Source organism: Variovorax paradoxus (genome assembly GCF_000834655.1).
Classification (GTDB): domain Bacteria; phylum Pseudomonadota; class Gammaproteobacteria; order Burkholderiales; family Burkholderiaceae_C; genus Variovorax; species Variovorax paradoxus_F.
Genome location: NZ_JXQQ01000004.1, coordinates 19,078 through 33,592, shown reverse-complemented (window position 1 = coordinate 33,592; position 14,515 = coordinate 19,078). Strand labels below are relative to the sequence as shown.

General features: G+C 67.1%; 10 protein-coding genes. All 10 read left to right on the top strand.

Annotation, left to right across the window (positions count from 1 at the left end):
• Positions 1–29: 29 nt before the first annotated feature.
• Positions 30–512 (top strand): Hcp family type VI secretion system effector, encoded by a 483-nt coding sequence (locus tag RT97_RS00960; protein ID WP_042576911.1) that lies wholly within the window; start codon positions 30–32, stop codon positions 510–512.
• A gap of 171 nt (positions 513–683) precedes the next feature.
• A complete protein-coding gene (locus RT97_RS00955) occupies positions 684–1,562 on the top strand; it encodes a type VI secretion system accessory protein TagJ (protein WP_042576910.1) in 879 nt (292 codons plus the stop codon).
• A gap of 32 nt (positions 1,563–1,594) precedes the next feature.
• A complete protein-coding gene (gene tssE, locus RT97_RS00950) occupies positions 1,595–2,122 on the top strand; it encodes a type VI secretion system baseplate subunit TssE (RefSeq protein ID WP_042576959.1) in 528 nt (175 codons plus the stop codon).
• Positions 2,123–2,249: 127 nt separating this feature from the next.
• The gene (gene tssF / locus RT97_RS00945; protein WP_042576909.1) at positions 2,250–4,121 is read left to right on the top strand and encodes a type VI secretion system baseplate subunit TssF; all 1,872 of its coding nucleotides are present in this window, start codon (positions 2,250–2,252) and stop codon (positions 4,119–4,121) included.
• A gap of 56 nt (positions 4,122–4,177) precedes the next feature.
• Positions 4,178–5,314, top strand: coding sequence for a type VI secretion system baseplate subunit TssG (tssG, locus tag RT97_RS00940; RefSeq protein WP_042576958.1), 1,137 nt, complete (start codon positions 4,178–4,180; stop codon positions 5,312–5,314).
• The gene (tssH, locus tag RT97_RS00935) at positions 5,311–8,040 is read left to right on the top strand and encodes a type VI secretion system ATPase TssH (RefSeq protein WP_042576908.1); all 2,730 of its coding nucleotides are present in this window, start codon (positions 5,311–5,313) and stop codon (positions 8,038–8,040) included. Before tssG ends, tssH begins: the two co-directional genes overlap by 4 nt.
• 24 nt (positions 8,041–8,064) lie before the next feature.
• Positions 8,065–10,455 carry a type VI secretion system Vgr family protein gene (locus tag RT97_RS00930; RefSeq protein WP_080898120.1) on the top strand — a complete coding sequence of 797 codons (2,391 nt, stop codon included), beginning with the start codon at positions 8,065–8,067 and terminating at the stop codon, positions 10,453–10,455.
• The gene (locus RT97_RS00925) at positions 10,455–10,922 is read left to right on the top strand and encodes a hypothetical protein (protein WP_042576907.1); all 468 of its coding nucleotides are present in this window, start codon (positions 10,455–10,457) and stop codon (positions 10,920–10,922) included. Before RT97_RS00930 ends, RT97_RS00925 begins: the two co-directional genes overlap by 1 nt.
• A 5-nt stretch (positions 10,923–10,927) precedes the next feature.
• Positions 10,928–13,462: a DUF2169 family type VI secretion system accessory protein gene (locus tag RT97_RS00920; RefSeq protein ID WP_253278101.1), complete on the top strand. Its 2,535-nt coding sequence runs from the start codon at positions 10,928–10,930 to the stop codon at positions 13,460–13,462.
• Positions 13,459–14,508 (top strand): pentapeptide repeat-containing protein, encoded by a 1,050-nt coding sequence (locus tag RT97_RS00915; protein ID WP_042576956.1) that lies wholly within the window; start codon positions 13,459–13,461, stop codon positions 14,506–14,508. The genes RT97_RS00920 and RT97_RS00915 overlap by 4 nt, the downstream gene beginning before the upstream one ends.
• Positions 14,509–14,515: the final 7 nt, after the last annotated feature.

Below are 14,515 nucleotides of genomic sequence, written 5' to 3'. Positions count from 1 at the left end.
GAGGGCGCAAATAACTTTGGGGGTTAATCATGGCAGTAGACATGTTCATGCGCGTTGAGGGCGCGAACGGCGAATCCAAGGACTCGAATCACAAGGATTGGAGCGATATCAAGTCGTTCGCGTGGGGTGCAACGCAGCCTGGAAACATGGTCAGCGGCGGTGGCGGCGGCGTGGGCAAGGCCAGCTTCAACGACCTGCAGGTGCTCGCGCGCATCGACAAGGCGGCACCGTCCATCATGAAGAATTGCGCGAGCGGCAAGCACCTGGGCAAGGTCGAGGTGTCGGTCTGCAAGGCCGGTGGCACGCAGATCGAATACTCCCGCGTCACGCTGGAGGAAGTGCTGGTCACCTCGGTGCAGTACACGGCCGAGCAGGGCGGCGACGCGGTGCTCGTGCAGTTCGCGTTCCAGGCCGCCAAGGTCAAGCAGCAGTACTGGGAACAGACCGACAAGGGCGGCAAGGGCGCCGAGACGGTTCTGGCCTGGAACCTCAAGGAAAACAAGGAAGCCTGAGGCTCCCGGGACAACAAGGAAGCCTTGGGGCTTCCTTGTTGCCGTCATGCCGGGGGCAGGCCGCGCGAGCAACTCGCGCGCCGATGCAAAGAAGGCCCGCCTTCCGGCCGAGGATCGATCACCACCGCACGGCGCACGCGTCGTGTGCGAGTCAGTCAATGAGGAAGCTTCATGGGCGATGGGTTTGCAGTGCTGGGCGAGCGCTCCGTGGCCGAGCACACCGAATGGGTACAGCGGCAGATTCGCGCCAGTCCCCAGAACGCCAGCCTGCGCCTTGCCCTGTGCCACTTCCTCGCGCTGCGCGGCGAGTGGCAGCGGGCTGAAGACCAGCTCAAGCTCGCCGCGAAGATCGATCCCTCTTTTGCGCCGGCGAGCGCCACCTGCGCGATGGCGCTGGCGGCCGAGCGCCACCGCACCGAATTCTGGAATGGCGGCCGCGCGCCGGCCGTCGTCGCCGGCCAGGCCGGCTGGGTCGACGGGCTGATCGCCGCGGCGGCATTGCCGCCCGAACGGGCCGACGAAGCGGCTGCATTGCGCGAGGCGGCGCGGCAGGACGCACACGCATCGCCGGGCATGCTGAGCGTGGTCGACCGTTCCGACTCCCGCGCCGCGCAGGCCATCGACGGCGAGCCGGTCGAGACCGCCGAATTTGCATGGCTCTGCGACGGCGACGTGCGCATCGGGGCCGTGCTGGAACTCCTTACGCCTTCGGGCTATGCGTGGCTGCCGCTGCATGCGGTGCGCCGCCTGAAATTCAAGCGTCCGCAGCACCTGGTCGACCTCTTGTGGGCGCCGGCAGAGATCGTGCTGCAGGACGGCCGCGGGCTCAACGGCCTGGTGCCGGTGCGCTATCCCGGCAAGCTCGACGGACTCGACGACGAAACCACGCTGGGCCGCCGCACCGACTGGCTGCCGCTGGCCGGCGAAGAGCAGTACGCGGGCGTCGGCCAGCGCACGCTCATCAGCGAAGCCGGCGACCATTCGCTGCTGGACGTGCGGCTCGTCGAATTCGACGCGGCACCCGCAACGGCGGAGGACGCCGCACCGTGAGCACCACGCTGCCCGCCAGCCGTTCCGCGGCGATCGACATCGATGGCGATCCGCAGGAGAGCGTTGCGCGCGACCGCCTGCAACCCGTGCTGCTCGACCGCCTGACCGACAAGCAGCCGCAAAGCCGCCAGGAGCGTGCGGGCAGTTTCCTCATGAGCGGCAAGCTCCTGCGCGACTCGGTGCTGCGCGACCTGCAGTGGCTGCTCAACACCACCAACTTCGGCGCGGACCACGACATCAACGCCATGCCGCGCGCGCGGCGCTCGGTCGTGAACTACGGCGTGCGCGGATGGGCCGGCGGTCGCATGTCGGAGGTCGACTTCGCCGACGTCGAGGCCGCCATCCGCGCCTCGATCATCGACTTCGAGCCGCGCATCATGAAGGACAGCATCGACGTGCGCTGCGTGACCGATGCGACCGACCTCGAACACCACAACCTGCTCGCGCTGGAGATCCGCGGCACGCTGTGGTCGGTGCCTTACCCCATCGAATTCATCCTGCGCTCGGAGCTCGACCTGGAAAGCGGCCACATGATCCTGCGGCCGACGGGAGGCCTCTGATGCGGGTGCTCCGATGCTCTTTTCGAGAAACACCGCGGAGCCGGCTTTGCCGGGCCGCTGGCGTTGCCCCCGGTGAGGGGGAAGGCGCAGCGACACGAAGTGCGCGAAGCCTGGGGGTGAGCCACTGATGGACGCGCGGCTGCTGGATTACTACAACCGCGAGCTCACCTACATGCACGAGCTCGGGGCCGAGTTCGCGCAGCGCTACCCCAAGATCGCCGGCCGCCTGGGCATGCGCGGCATCGAGGTCAGCGACCCCTACGTGGAGCGCCTGCTCGAAGGCTTCAGCTTTCTCACGGCGCGCATCCAGCTCAAGATGGATGCGGAGTTCCCGCGCTTCTCGCAGCGCCTGCTGGAAGTGGTGTACCCCAACTTCCTCGCGCCGCTGCCCGCGATGGCGGTGGTGCAGATCGACGGCAACCTCAACGAAGGCTCGCTCAAGGCAGGCTACGAACTGCCGCGCCACACGATCCTGCGCGGCCGCATGATCAAGGGCGAGCAGACGGCCTGCGAGTTCCGCACCGGCCACGCCGTGACGCTCTGGCCCATCAGGATCGCGGAGGCCGGCCTCGGCCCGGTGCCCGCGGAGATCGGCCACGCGATGCCGATGGTGGCGCGCCAGGCCAAGAGCGCGATCACCATCAAGCTCGAAGCGGTGGGCGGCGCGCGCTTTTCCGAGATGCCGCTCGACCGGCTCGAGTTCTTTCTCTCGGGCGCCGAGTTGCACGCGCTGCGCGTGCTCGAACTGGTGGCGCACCACAGCATGGGCACCGTGTGCCGCAGCGGCCCGGGCGCCACGGCACGGATCGTGCCGCTGGGCGACGAGGCCATCCGCCACGAGGGCTTCGACCCCGACCAGTCGCTGCTGCCCTACGACGCGCGCTCGTTCCAGGGCTACCGTCTGCTGCACGAGTACTTCGCGTTTCCCGACCGCTACCTGTTCTTCAGCGTGAAGAACCTGCGCGCCGCGGTCTCGGCCATGAGCGGCAGCACGATGGAGATCGTGATCCTGCTGGACCGCGCCGACGGCGACCTGGAGCGGCTGGTCGACGCCAAGCATTTCTCGCTCTTCTGCACGCCCATCATCAACCTCGTGCCGCGCAGGAGCGACCGCATTCCGGTCGGCCCGGGCCAGCACGAGCACCACGCGGTGATCGACCGCACACGGCCGCGCGACTTCGAGATCTTCACCGTCGAGCGCGTCACCGGCCACATGGCCAACGGCTCGGAGGAGCGCGAGTTCCGCCCCTTCCTCGGTTCGTTCGCGACCGACGACGGCGACTTTGGCGCGTACTTCTCGCTGCGCCGGGAGCCGCGCCTGGTGTCCGACCGCGCACGCGCGCAGGGCACGCGCACCAGCTACACCGGCAGCGAGGTCTACGTGTCGCTGGTCGACCAGCACGACGCGCCCTTTCCGCACAGCCTGCGCCACATCACGCTCGATGCGCTGTGCACCAACCGCGACCTGCCGCTCCTGCTGCCGACGGGGCTCGAATCGGACTTCACGCTGCGCATCTCGGCGCCCGTGCGCTCGATCCGCATCCTGCGCGGCCCGTCGCGGCCGTACCCGGCACTCGCGGAGGGGGCGCTTACCTGGCGCCTCATCAGCCACCTGGGCCTCAATTACCTGAGCCTCACCGACGTCGATGCCGCGCAGGGCGCCGCCGCGCTGCGCGAGATGCTCGACCTCTACGGCAACCTGGCCGACCCGGCGGTGCGCCGCCAGATCCAGGGCGTGCGCTCGATGGCGCTGGCGCCGGTGTTCCGGCGCCTGCCCGAGCCGGGGCCGATCGTCTTCGGGCGCGGCGTGGAGGTGGCGCTCAAGATCGACGAGGTCGCGTTCTCCGGCGCGAGCCCGTATCTTTTCGGCGCGGTGCTGGAGCAGTTCTTCAGCCGCCACGTGTCGCTCAACGCCTTCACCGAGTTCGCGCTCTCGAGCCTGCAGCGCGGCGAAATCGCGCGCTGGACCCCGCGGGTCGGGCGCCGCCCCGCCGTATGAGCGCAGCCGGCTTCTCCGACGGAATGCAGCAGGCCGCGCAGGTCGAGGGCGAGGAGATGTTCGAGGCGCGTGCGTTCGATGAGCCCGCGGGCCATGAGACGCCTGCGATTGCCGCGACGGGCCGGCGCGACGCCCTGCTGTCAGACCCCGCGCTGTGGGCGGGCCTGGTCGACCAGCCCTTCGAGCACGACCTGTTCATGCTGCTGCGCCGGCTCGATGCACAAGGCGACCACCCGCTGCTGGGCCGCGCACCCCGCCCCTCGGACGAGCCGCTGCGCCTCGGGCAGGAGCCCTCGATGGCCTTCGCGCCATCGAACGTGTCGGGCGTCGATGTCGATGGCGACGGGCCGCCGCGCATCTCGATCTACGGCTTCGGCTTGTTCGGCCCCAACGGCCCGCTGCCGCTGCACCTGACCGAGTACGCGCGCGAACGCAAGCGCCACCACAACGACCACACGCTCAGCGCGTTCGCCGACCTGTTCCATCACCGGCTCATCCTGCTGTTCTACCGGGCGTGGGCCGATGCGCAATCGGTCAACAGCCTGGACCGCCCCGACGGCCACCGCTTCGTCGACTACGTGGCGAGCCTCATGAACATGGGGCAGCCGGGCCTGAAGGAGCGCGACCGCATCGCCGACCATGCGCGCACCTTCATGGCGGGCCACCTCGTGCGCCAGACGCGCAATCCCGAGGGGCTGATCCAGATCCTGCGCCTGTACTTCGACGTGCCCGTGCGCGTGGAGGAATTCGTGAGCGACTGGGTGATGATCGACGAGCGCCAGGTGAGCCGGCTCGGCCTCTTCGGGCGCAACCACCAGCTCGGTGGCGGCGCGACCATCGGCCTCGCGGTACGCGATGCACAGAGCAAGTTTCGCCTGGAGCTCGGGCCGCTGTCGCAGCAGCAGTTCCGCGAGTTCCTGCCGGGCAGCCGCCGGTTGCAGCAGGTGGTCGATTGGGTGCGGCAGTACGTCGGCATCGAGTTCGCCTGGGAGCTGCGGCTGGTGCTCCGGAAAGAGGAGGCGCGCGGCATGCGGCTGGGCGGCGACCAGGGCCTCGGCTGGGGCAGCTGGGTCGGCACGCGCCTGTCGGACACCGACGCCGGCGACATGCTGTTCGAGCCCGAGGCGCTGTATCCCCGTAACGCATCGGCGGCCGATGTGCCTGCCGAGTCCGCATCTTCCATGGCCCTATGACCGACATCCGCCGCGTCTCTCTTTTCTCCAAGCTGAACCCGATGCTCTACAAGGCATTGGAGACCGCCACCGCCTTCGCCAAGCTGCGCGGCAATGCCTACGTCGAGCTCGTGCACTGGCTGCACCAGATCCTGCAGCTGCAGGACAGCGACATGCTGCGCATCGTCAAGCGCGCGGGGCTCAACCTCGATGCGGTGGAGCAAGACCTCGTGCGCGCGCTCGACCGCCTGCCGCATGGCGCCACCTCGATCAGCGACATCTCCGAGCACGTGGACAACGCCGTCGAACGCGCGTGGGTGTATGCGAGCCTGCGCTTCGAGGCCACGTCGATCCGCGGCGCGTATCTGCTGGCCGGCATCATCAAGACGCCGGGGCTGCGCCAGGTGCTCTCGGGCATCTCGCGCGAGTTCGACAAGATCGTGCCCGACGTGCTGGTCGCCCAGCTCGCCGCGTGGACCGAAGGCTCGCCCGAAGACGACTTCGACGCCACGCCGAATGCGGGCCCGGGCGGCAGCGCACCCGCCGTGCAGCACCAGGGCGATGGCGCGCCGGCCGGCGGCTCGGCGCTCGCGAAGTATGCGAGCGACCTCACCGCCAAGGCGCGCGCGGGCGAGCTCGATCCGGTGTACGGCCGCGACGACGAGATCCGCCAGATCATCGACATCCTCATGCGCCGCCGGCAGAACAACCCGCTGCTCACCGGCGAGGCCGGCGTGGGCAAGACCGCGGTGGTCGAAGGCCTGGCCTCGCGCCTGGCCGCGGGCGACGTGCCACCCTCGCTCAAGGACGTGTCGCTGTGGGTGCTCGACCCCACGCTGCTGCAGGCCGGTGCGGGCGTGAAGGGCGAGTTCGAGCAGCGGCTGCGCCAGGTGATCGACGAGGTCGAGAAGAGCCCGAAGCCCATCGTGCTGTTCGTCGACGAGGTGCACACGCTGGTCGGCGCGGGCGGCACGGCCGGCACCGGCGATGCGGCCAACCTGCTCAAGCCAGCGCTCGCGCGCGGCCGGCTGCGCACCATCGGCGCGACGACCTGGTCGGAGTACAAGAAGTACATCGAGAAAGACCCGGCGCTCACGCGGCGCTTCCAGACGATCCAGGTGCACGAGCCCACCGAGCCCAAGGCGGTGATCATGCTGCGCGGCATCTCGGCCGAGCTGGAGAAACACCACGGCGTGCTGATCCTCGATGCCGCGCTCGAAGCGGCCGTGAGCCTGTCGCACCGCTACATTCCCGCGCGGCAACTGCCCGACAAGGCCGTGAGCCTGCTCGACACGGCGTGCGCCCGGGTGGCATTGAGCCAGCATGCGCTGCCGGCCGCGCTCGAAGACCTGCAGCGGCGCATCGAAGTGCTCGGCATCGAGTCGGGCATCGCGGGGCGCGAGGCGGCGATCGGCGTGGGCGAGCACCAGCGTGTCGAAGACATCGCGGCCGAAGTGGCGGCGGCGCAGGCCGAGCTCGACCTGCTGGAGCAACGGCGCGTGGAAGAGGCCGCGCTGGTGGAGCGCATCGTGGCGCTGCGCAAGTTGCTGTCGCCTGCGGCCGTGCCGGTGCAGGCCGAGTCCGAGGACGAAGGCGAGGAAGAGGGCGAGGAAGCGTACGTCGACACCCCGCCCTCCGAACCCGAAAGAACGCCCGAAGCGATCCGCGCCGAACTCGACCAGGCGCAGGACAAGCTCGTGCAGCTGCAGGGCGAGTCGCCGCTCATCCTCGCCGCCGTCGATGCACAGGCCATCGCCACCGTGGTGGCCGACTGGACCGGCATTCCCATCGGCCGCATGGTGCGCGACGATGCGCAGTCGGTGCTGCGCCTGGGCGAGATCCTCTCGGCCCGCGTGGTCGCGCAGCCCGATGCGCTGGAAACCATTTCGCGGCGCATCCGTACCGCGCGTGCGCGGCTGGACAACCCCAACAAGCCGGTGGGCGTGTTCCTGCTGTGCGGCCCTTCGGGCGTCGGCAAGACCGAGACCGCGCTGGCACTTTCAGAAGCGTTGTATGGGGGCGAGCAGAACCTCGTGACCATCAACATGAGCGAGTTCCAGGAGTCGCACACCGTCTCCACGCTGAAGGGCGCGCCGCCCGGCTACGTGGGTTACGGCGAAGGCGGCGTGCTCACCGAGGCGGTGCGCCGCAGGCCCTACAGCGTGGTGCTGCTCGACGAGATCGAGAAGGCGCACACCGACGTGCACGAGATCTTCTTCCAGGTGTTCGACAAAGGCTGGATGGAAGACGGCGAGGGCCGCCACATCGATTTTCGCAACACCGTGATCATCATGACCTCCAACGTCGGCACCGACCTGGTCATGCAGCTGTGCGAAGACCCGACCCTGCGCCCCGACCCCGAGCCGCTCGCGGCCGCGCTGCGCGAACCGCTGCTCAAGGTGTTTGCGCCGGCCCTCCTCGGGCGGCTGGTTGTAGTGCCTTATTACCCGTTGCAGGCCGATGCGTTGCATCGCATCATCCGTCTTCAACTCGACCGCATTGCCACGCGGCTCGCGGCGAACCACGGCATTACTTTGAATTACAACGACAGCGCCGTGGAGCTTGTGGCGCGCCGTTGTACCGCCATAGAGTCGGGTGGCCGGATGATCGATGCGATCCTGACGCACACGATCCTGCCGCGATTGAGCGAGGAAGTCATCGGCGCCACCGTCAGTGCGCGCAAGCTCGCCGCCGTGCAACTGAGCGCGGCGGGCGACGACTTCCACTACGAATTTTCTGAACGCTAGTCGAAGAGAGAAAGGGAGCGCGCCATGGCCAGAGTCGTCAAAGCCCATACACCGCTTGGAGAGGAGCAGTTGCTGTTTCGCTCGATGCATGGCAACGAAGGGCTCTCGCAGCTGTTCGAGTTCGAGGTCGACCTGCTCAGCCCGAACACCTCGGTGGACATGAAGGCCGTGCTCGGCAAGCCGCTCACGCTGGAGATCGTCACCATCAACGGCACGCCGCGCTATCTCAACGGCCAGATCACGCGCTTCACGATGATCGGGCGCGAAGGCGGCTCCTCCCGCTACACCGTGTACCGCGCCTCGGTACGCCCTTGGCTCTGGTATCTCACGCGCACCAGCGACTGCAAGATCTTCCAGAACAAGTCGGTGGTAGAGATCCTTGAGGAGGTGCTCGGCGAATACGGCTTTGCCTTCGAGAAGAAACTCAGCGCCTCCTATCGGCAATGGGAGTACTGCGTTCAGTACCAGGAAACAGACTTTGCCTTCGTGAGCCGCCTGATGGAACACGAAGGCATCTACTACTACTTCAAGCACGAGAAGAGCCAGCACACGCTGGTGCTGGCCGACGACATGGGCGCCCACGAGCTGCTGCCCGAGTATCCGAAGATCGGCTATCTCGCGACCGACCGCGTTGCCGATTCCGGCCGCGAAGTCATCGACCAATGGGAGGTGACCGAGGAGATCCGACCCGGCACCTACGTCGTGGACGACTTCGACTTCAAGAAGCCAAAGGCCGACCTGCTCACCACCCGCAGCCAGCCGCGCGCGAACGATCACGGCCAGTACGAGATGTATGAATGGCTGGGCGGCTACAGCGATGCGGGGCAGGGCGAGCACTACGCGCGCATCCGGCTCGAGGAAGCGCAGGCACAGGCGGAACTGGACACCGGCCACGCCAATGTGCGCGGCATGGCCCCGGGCTATCGCTTCACCATGCAGAACGCACCGCGCAACGAGGACAACCGCGAGTACCTGATCGTCTCGGTGATGTACAGCTTGCGTGAAGGCGGCTATGCCACCGGCGCCGCGCCGGGCGAGTACGGCTTTCATTTCGGCGTGCAGCCCACGTCGTTCCCGTTCCGGGCGCCGCGCGTCACGCGCGCGCCGAGCACCCACGGCCCGCAGACGGCCACCGTCGTCGGCCCCCCGGGGGAAGACATCTGGATCGACAAGTACGGCCGGGTGAAGGTGCAGTTCCGCTGGGACCGCTACGGGCAACGCAACGAGAACAGCTCATGCTGGGTGCGCGTGTCCAGCGCGTGGGCGGGCTCCAACTTCGGCGCAGTGAACCATCCGCGCGTGGGGCAGGAGGTCATCGTCGATTTCATCGCCGGTTGCCCCGACCGGCCGATCATCATCGGCCGCGTCTACAACGCCGACCAGATGCCGCCGCTCGAGTTGCCGGCCAAGGCGACGGTCAGCGGGTTCATCAGCCGCACGATCAAGGGCGACGGCGAGCTGGCCAATCACTTCATCATTGACGACGACCCGGGGTGCGAGTCGATCAAGATCCATGCGCAGAAGGACTTCACGCTCGAGGTGGAGAACAACGAGATGCATACGGTGGAGGGCGAGCGCACCACCATCATCACGGGCGCCGACACGTACACCGGAGACACCTCGCTGGACGAGACGATCAACGGGCCGCACACCTTGACCGTCAACGAGGGCGGACCGCAGACGATCACCGTCAACGGGGGTGACCAGTTCATCAAGGTCAACGGCGGGAACCAGGATGTGTATGTCGACGGCAACCAGACGATCCATGTCACGGGGCGGCGCGACGACAAGGTCGATAGCGGCGAGAGCCGGACCATAAAGTCCTACATGGTCGAAGAGGTAAAGGGCCCCAAGAGCGAACGGGTGGACGACCAGTACAACGAGTATGCCGGCAACAAGATCTTCCAGACCACGAAGGGAGAGCTGCGGCAAGACGTGAAGACCTACCTGGACCTGAAGACGGGTTCCTACTACAAGGCGGCGATCGGCGGGGACTACACCGTAGAGACCGAGGGCGACATCACCTTCAGGGCGCCGGGCAAGAAATGGCTGGTGGAAGCCGACAACATCCGGCACAAGTCCAAGCAGAACGTCGTGGAGTACGAGATCGGCGTCGACACGCACGCGGGCCAATACATCAAGTCGAAAGCCGACGACCTCATCTACTCGGAGTCCGATGTCAAGGTGCATTCGAAGGCGCCCGAGATCCGCACGGAAGCGACGACCAAACTGGACATCACCGCGGCCTTCAATATCTCGACGACCTATGTGTTCGCGTTCAACTACGCGACGACGCTGCTGGACATCAAGGTCGCCAAGACCAACATCTCGGGCCTCAACATCGGGCTCGACGCAGTTGCCTTCGGCTTCGCCATCCTGCGCAACAAGACCTCCCAGCTCCATCTGTACTGGTGATGACGACCCGCCGGATCACCTCTCTGATCTGCATCGCGTCGATCGCGGTGCTGCTGCTCGTCGGGCTGATCTTCCCGCGCATCGCCGGGACTTCCACGGCGGCCAACCTCACGCTCGGGGCCGTGATCGGCGGCGGGGTCGTGCTGACCATGCTGTTCTGTCTGGGCGTGTTCTTCTGGGCGTCCCGCAAGCCAGCAATCCTTGAGACGCGGACGGCGCTCGTCGTGGAGGCCAGCTCGGACAACACGATGGTGTTGAACCAGTACGTCATCCGGCTCGTCGTCGAGGTCGACGCGCCGGGCGGACAGCGCCGCCGTGTCAAGGTCGAACAGGCGGTCGACATGATCGACATGGCGGGCTACGCGCGCGGCCGCGAGGTATTGCTGCACCGCGGCCATCGTGACGGCAAGGAAGTCCTCTGGGTGAGCCAGCCGAATCCGCTCGTCGCCGAAGGAGCCGCGTCTTGAGGACCGTGAAGCCGATCCACCTGAGCATGCTCACGCATCCGTATCGCTGGCAGCGGCGCGACCACCTCGGGGTGGCGGTGATGGCCATGAGCACCCTGGGCGACAACCCGCACCTGGTGCTGGAGCAGGAACTGTGGAAGCTCACGGCCGAGGAGATCGGTCCGGGCGCCGTGCTGGACCTGGGCGTGCCGAAGCTGGTACCCGAGGTCCTGGTCAGCGGCTATGCGTACACCCGTCACCAGCAGGACAAGACCAGTTGCGCGGTGAAGCTGCAGATCGCCGGACTGCAAAAAACCCTCACGGTCCACGGCGACCGTTACTGGCTCGACCGCCGGGCCACTCCGCCGCAGCCCTTCGAGAAAATCCGTCTGGATTGGCAGCATGCCTACGGCGGGCCCGGCGTGCCGGAAAACGCCCTGGGCATGGGAACGGTCGAGGAACTGATCAACGGGGTGCGCACCACGAGGCTTGCGCACATCGAAACGCCGGGCCGGCAACCCACGTCGCCGAGGCAGGCCGTCCCGCCCGCGGGGTTCGGAGCGATTCCGCCCGACTGGCCACAGCGCGCGTCGCTGATGGGCACGCAGTATGGCCAGTCGTGGCTCGAGAACGACTACCCGGGCCTTGCCAAGGACGCCGACTGGCGTCATTTCAATGCGGCGCCCGCCGACCAGCGCTGGGAAGGGCTGCAGGAAGTGCCCACCGGCGCGGCCTATGAACTCTGGAACATGCACCCGGACATTCCAATCCTGCGCGGGCACCTGCCGCGCTGGCAGGCACGCTGTTTCGTACAGCACACCCCGAGCGGCCCCGAACTGCGCGAGGTGCCGCTGCGCCTGAGCACGGTCTGGTTCTTTCCGCATCTCGAACGAATGGTTCTGATCTGGCACGGTGTGTTCCCGGTCACCCAGGATGATGCAGCCGACGTTCCGCTGGCCATGAGCGCGCTGGAGCGCATGGATGACGTGCCGCGCACCATGGCGCACTACGAATCGGTGCTGAAGCTGCGCTCGGAGCCTGAGCGCGGCGGCCTGCATGCGATGCGCGACAAGGACCTGGCACCCAAGGAGGTGCTGAGCGACTGGGCCGATACCCTTCCGACATCGGTCAACGAGCCGCTTGTGCGCAACCTGCGTGCCGGCCAACTGCGCGACCATGAGCGTCGGCGCGAAGAGCTGCGTGCGCGCGGCCTGGACCCGGACGTGCACCTGCCCGCGTTGGCGCCGCCGGAAGCGGTGCCGCATCTCGATGACCTGGTCGAGCATCTGGACCGGATGGAAGCGCAGGGCGGCGATGCCAAGGCGCGGATGGAGGAGTTCGCCAAGCAGGCGGCATCTGGTGTGCTGGCCCTCGATGCGCAGGGCGACAAGCCGTTGCGCGCCGAAGAAGGCCAGGGCGAAGGAACGGAAGACGAACCCATGCTGCCCGTACCGCCGGCTGCCGATACCGCGTCGGCGCTGAGGCAGCGGGCCAACCTGCATGCGGCCCACTTGTCGGGCGCCGAGCCACCTGCGCCTTCCTTCCGCTCCGCCAAGTGGCGCCGGCGACTTGCGGCCTCTGACCCGGCGCAGCGCGATTTCTCGCGCTTGAACCTGACAGGCGTCGACCTGTCCGGCATGGACCTGCGCGGCGCACGCTTTGTGCAGGCCGTGCTCCAAGACACCAACCTGCGCGGCGCGCAGCTCGACGACTGCGATTTCTCCCAAGCCGTCCTGGTGCGCGCCGACTTGAGCCAGGCCTCGATGGCGCGGGCGAAGCTTTTCAAGACCAACCTTGGCGGTGCCCGCTGCGAGCAGACCGTTTTCGATGATGCCGACCTGCGAGAAGCCAGTTGCACCGGGACGCGCTTCGAGGGATGCCGGATGGCGGGTGCTCGCTTCGAGCTGACGCAGCTCGAAGAGGCGACGCTGCAGCGCTGCGATCTCAGCCGCTCGCGCTGGCAGCAGATGCTGCTGTTGCGCCTGAAGCTGGAGGACTTGCATTTCGATGGCGCGACCTTCGACCAGGTGACCTGGGTTGAGTGCCACCTGCGGAACGTATCGTTCGTGGGAGCGCGCCTTGAGCGCTGCGGCTTCGTCACCGCCGACTGCGCGGGTGGCGTCGACTTTTCGAATGCGCACCTCGAAGGCAGCGGCTTTGCGCATGGTTGCACGCTGGTGCAGGCGAAGTTCAAGTCCGCCAGCCTGAAGGAGTGCGGTCTCAGGACCACGCCGATGATGCAGGCCGACCTGAGCGATGCGCGCATCGAGAACAGCGACTTGTCCGAGTGCGACCTGAGCCATGCGCGGCTGGACCGCATCGTGGGCGGCGACAGCCTGTTCATACGGACCGTGCTTGCCGGTGCGTCGCTGCGCGAGGCCAACCTGATCGATGCGAATCTGTCCAAGGCCGACCTGCGCGGCGCCGACCTGACGCGCGCCAACCTGTTCCGTGCCGACGTGTCCCAGGTGCTTTTCGATCCCGCAACGCGCATGGACAGCACGTACACCAAGCATGCCAAGGTATGGCCCGCGCGTCGACCCGAGGCGCCGACTGCATGACCCGCGATGAACTGCTCGACCACATTCGCCATGGCATCCAGGTCGGCAACGCAGATTGCCGGGGGTGGGACATGAGCGACCTGGACTTGTCCGGCGCGATGCTCGACGGTATCGATTTCAGCGGGGCCCGCTTCACCGGTGCGAACCTGGAAGGCAGTGTGCTGACCCGCTGCCGCCTGGACGCCTGCGACCTCTCACGCAGCACGCTGGACAACGTGCAGTTCTTCAGCTGCGGGCTGCCGCAGGCGAAACTGGACGGGGCCCGGTGCGAAGGCACCAATTTCTCGGAGTCGGCGCTGCCGCAGACGAGCTTCCAGGAGGCCCGCTTCGATCGCACGCTGTTCTTTCGCTGCGAGTTGACGCAAAGCCGCCTGCGCTCGGACAGCTTCAGGCAAGTGTCCTTCACCGAATGCCGCCTCGAAGGAAGCGACTTCTCGGGTTCCGCGATGAATTCGGTCACCTTCCATCGCCAAGACTTGACCACGGCGGTGTTCGCGGATGCGAGCTTCGACACCACGCTCTTCATCGAGTGCGACCTGACGAATCAGCGCTTTGCGGCGCAACGGTTCGTGCGCTGCGTGTTCACCGACAGCCGGATGGACCACGCCGACTTCAGCAACGCCAGCCTGGCTCAGTGCATCTTCAAGGGCGCGTCGCTGCGCCAGGCCAGCTTCTCGCAAGTGGACGCTCCCAATGCGCTGTTCCCATCTGCCGACCTGCGCGGCGCGAACCTGCAGCGTGGTCGCTTCGATCGCGCCATCTGGGTCGAAGCCAGGCTCGAAGGCGCAGACCTCAGCGAGGCCCACATCCACGAAAGCGTGTTCCATCGCGCGCGCTGTACCGGAGCCAGCTTCCGCGGTGCCAGCCTGCACGATGCGGACTTTTCCTATGCCGAGATCGTGGATGCCGATCTGCGCGATGCGCAGTTCCTGCGCACGCGCATGCACCGCACGGTGGAGGACGGAGCGCGGTTTTCGAGGCGCAAGGGCCTCATCGAGAGCGATCCCGAGCTGCAAAAGGCGCAGACGTGGTCCAAGGTTCAGTGACGGGTGC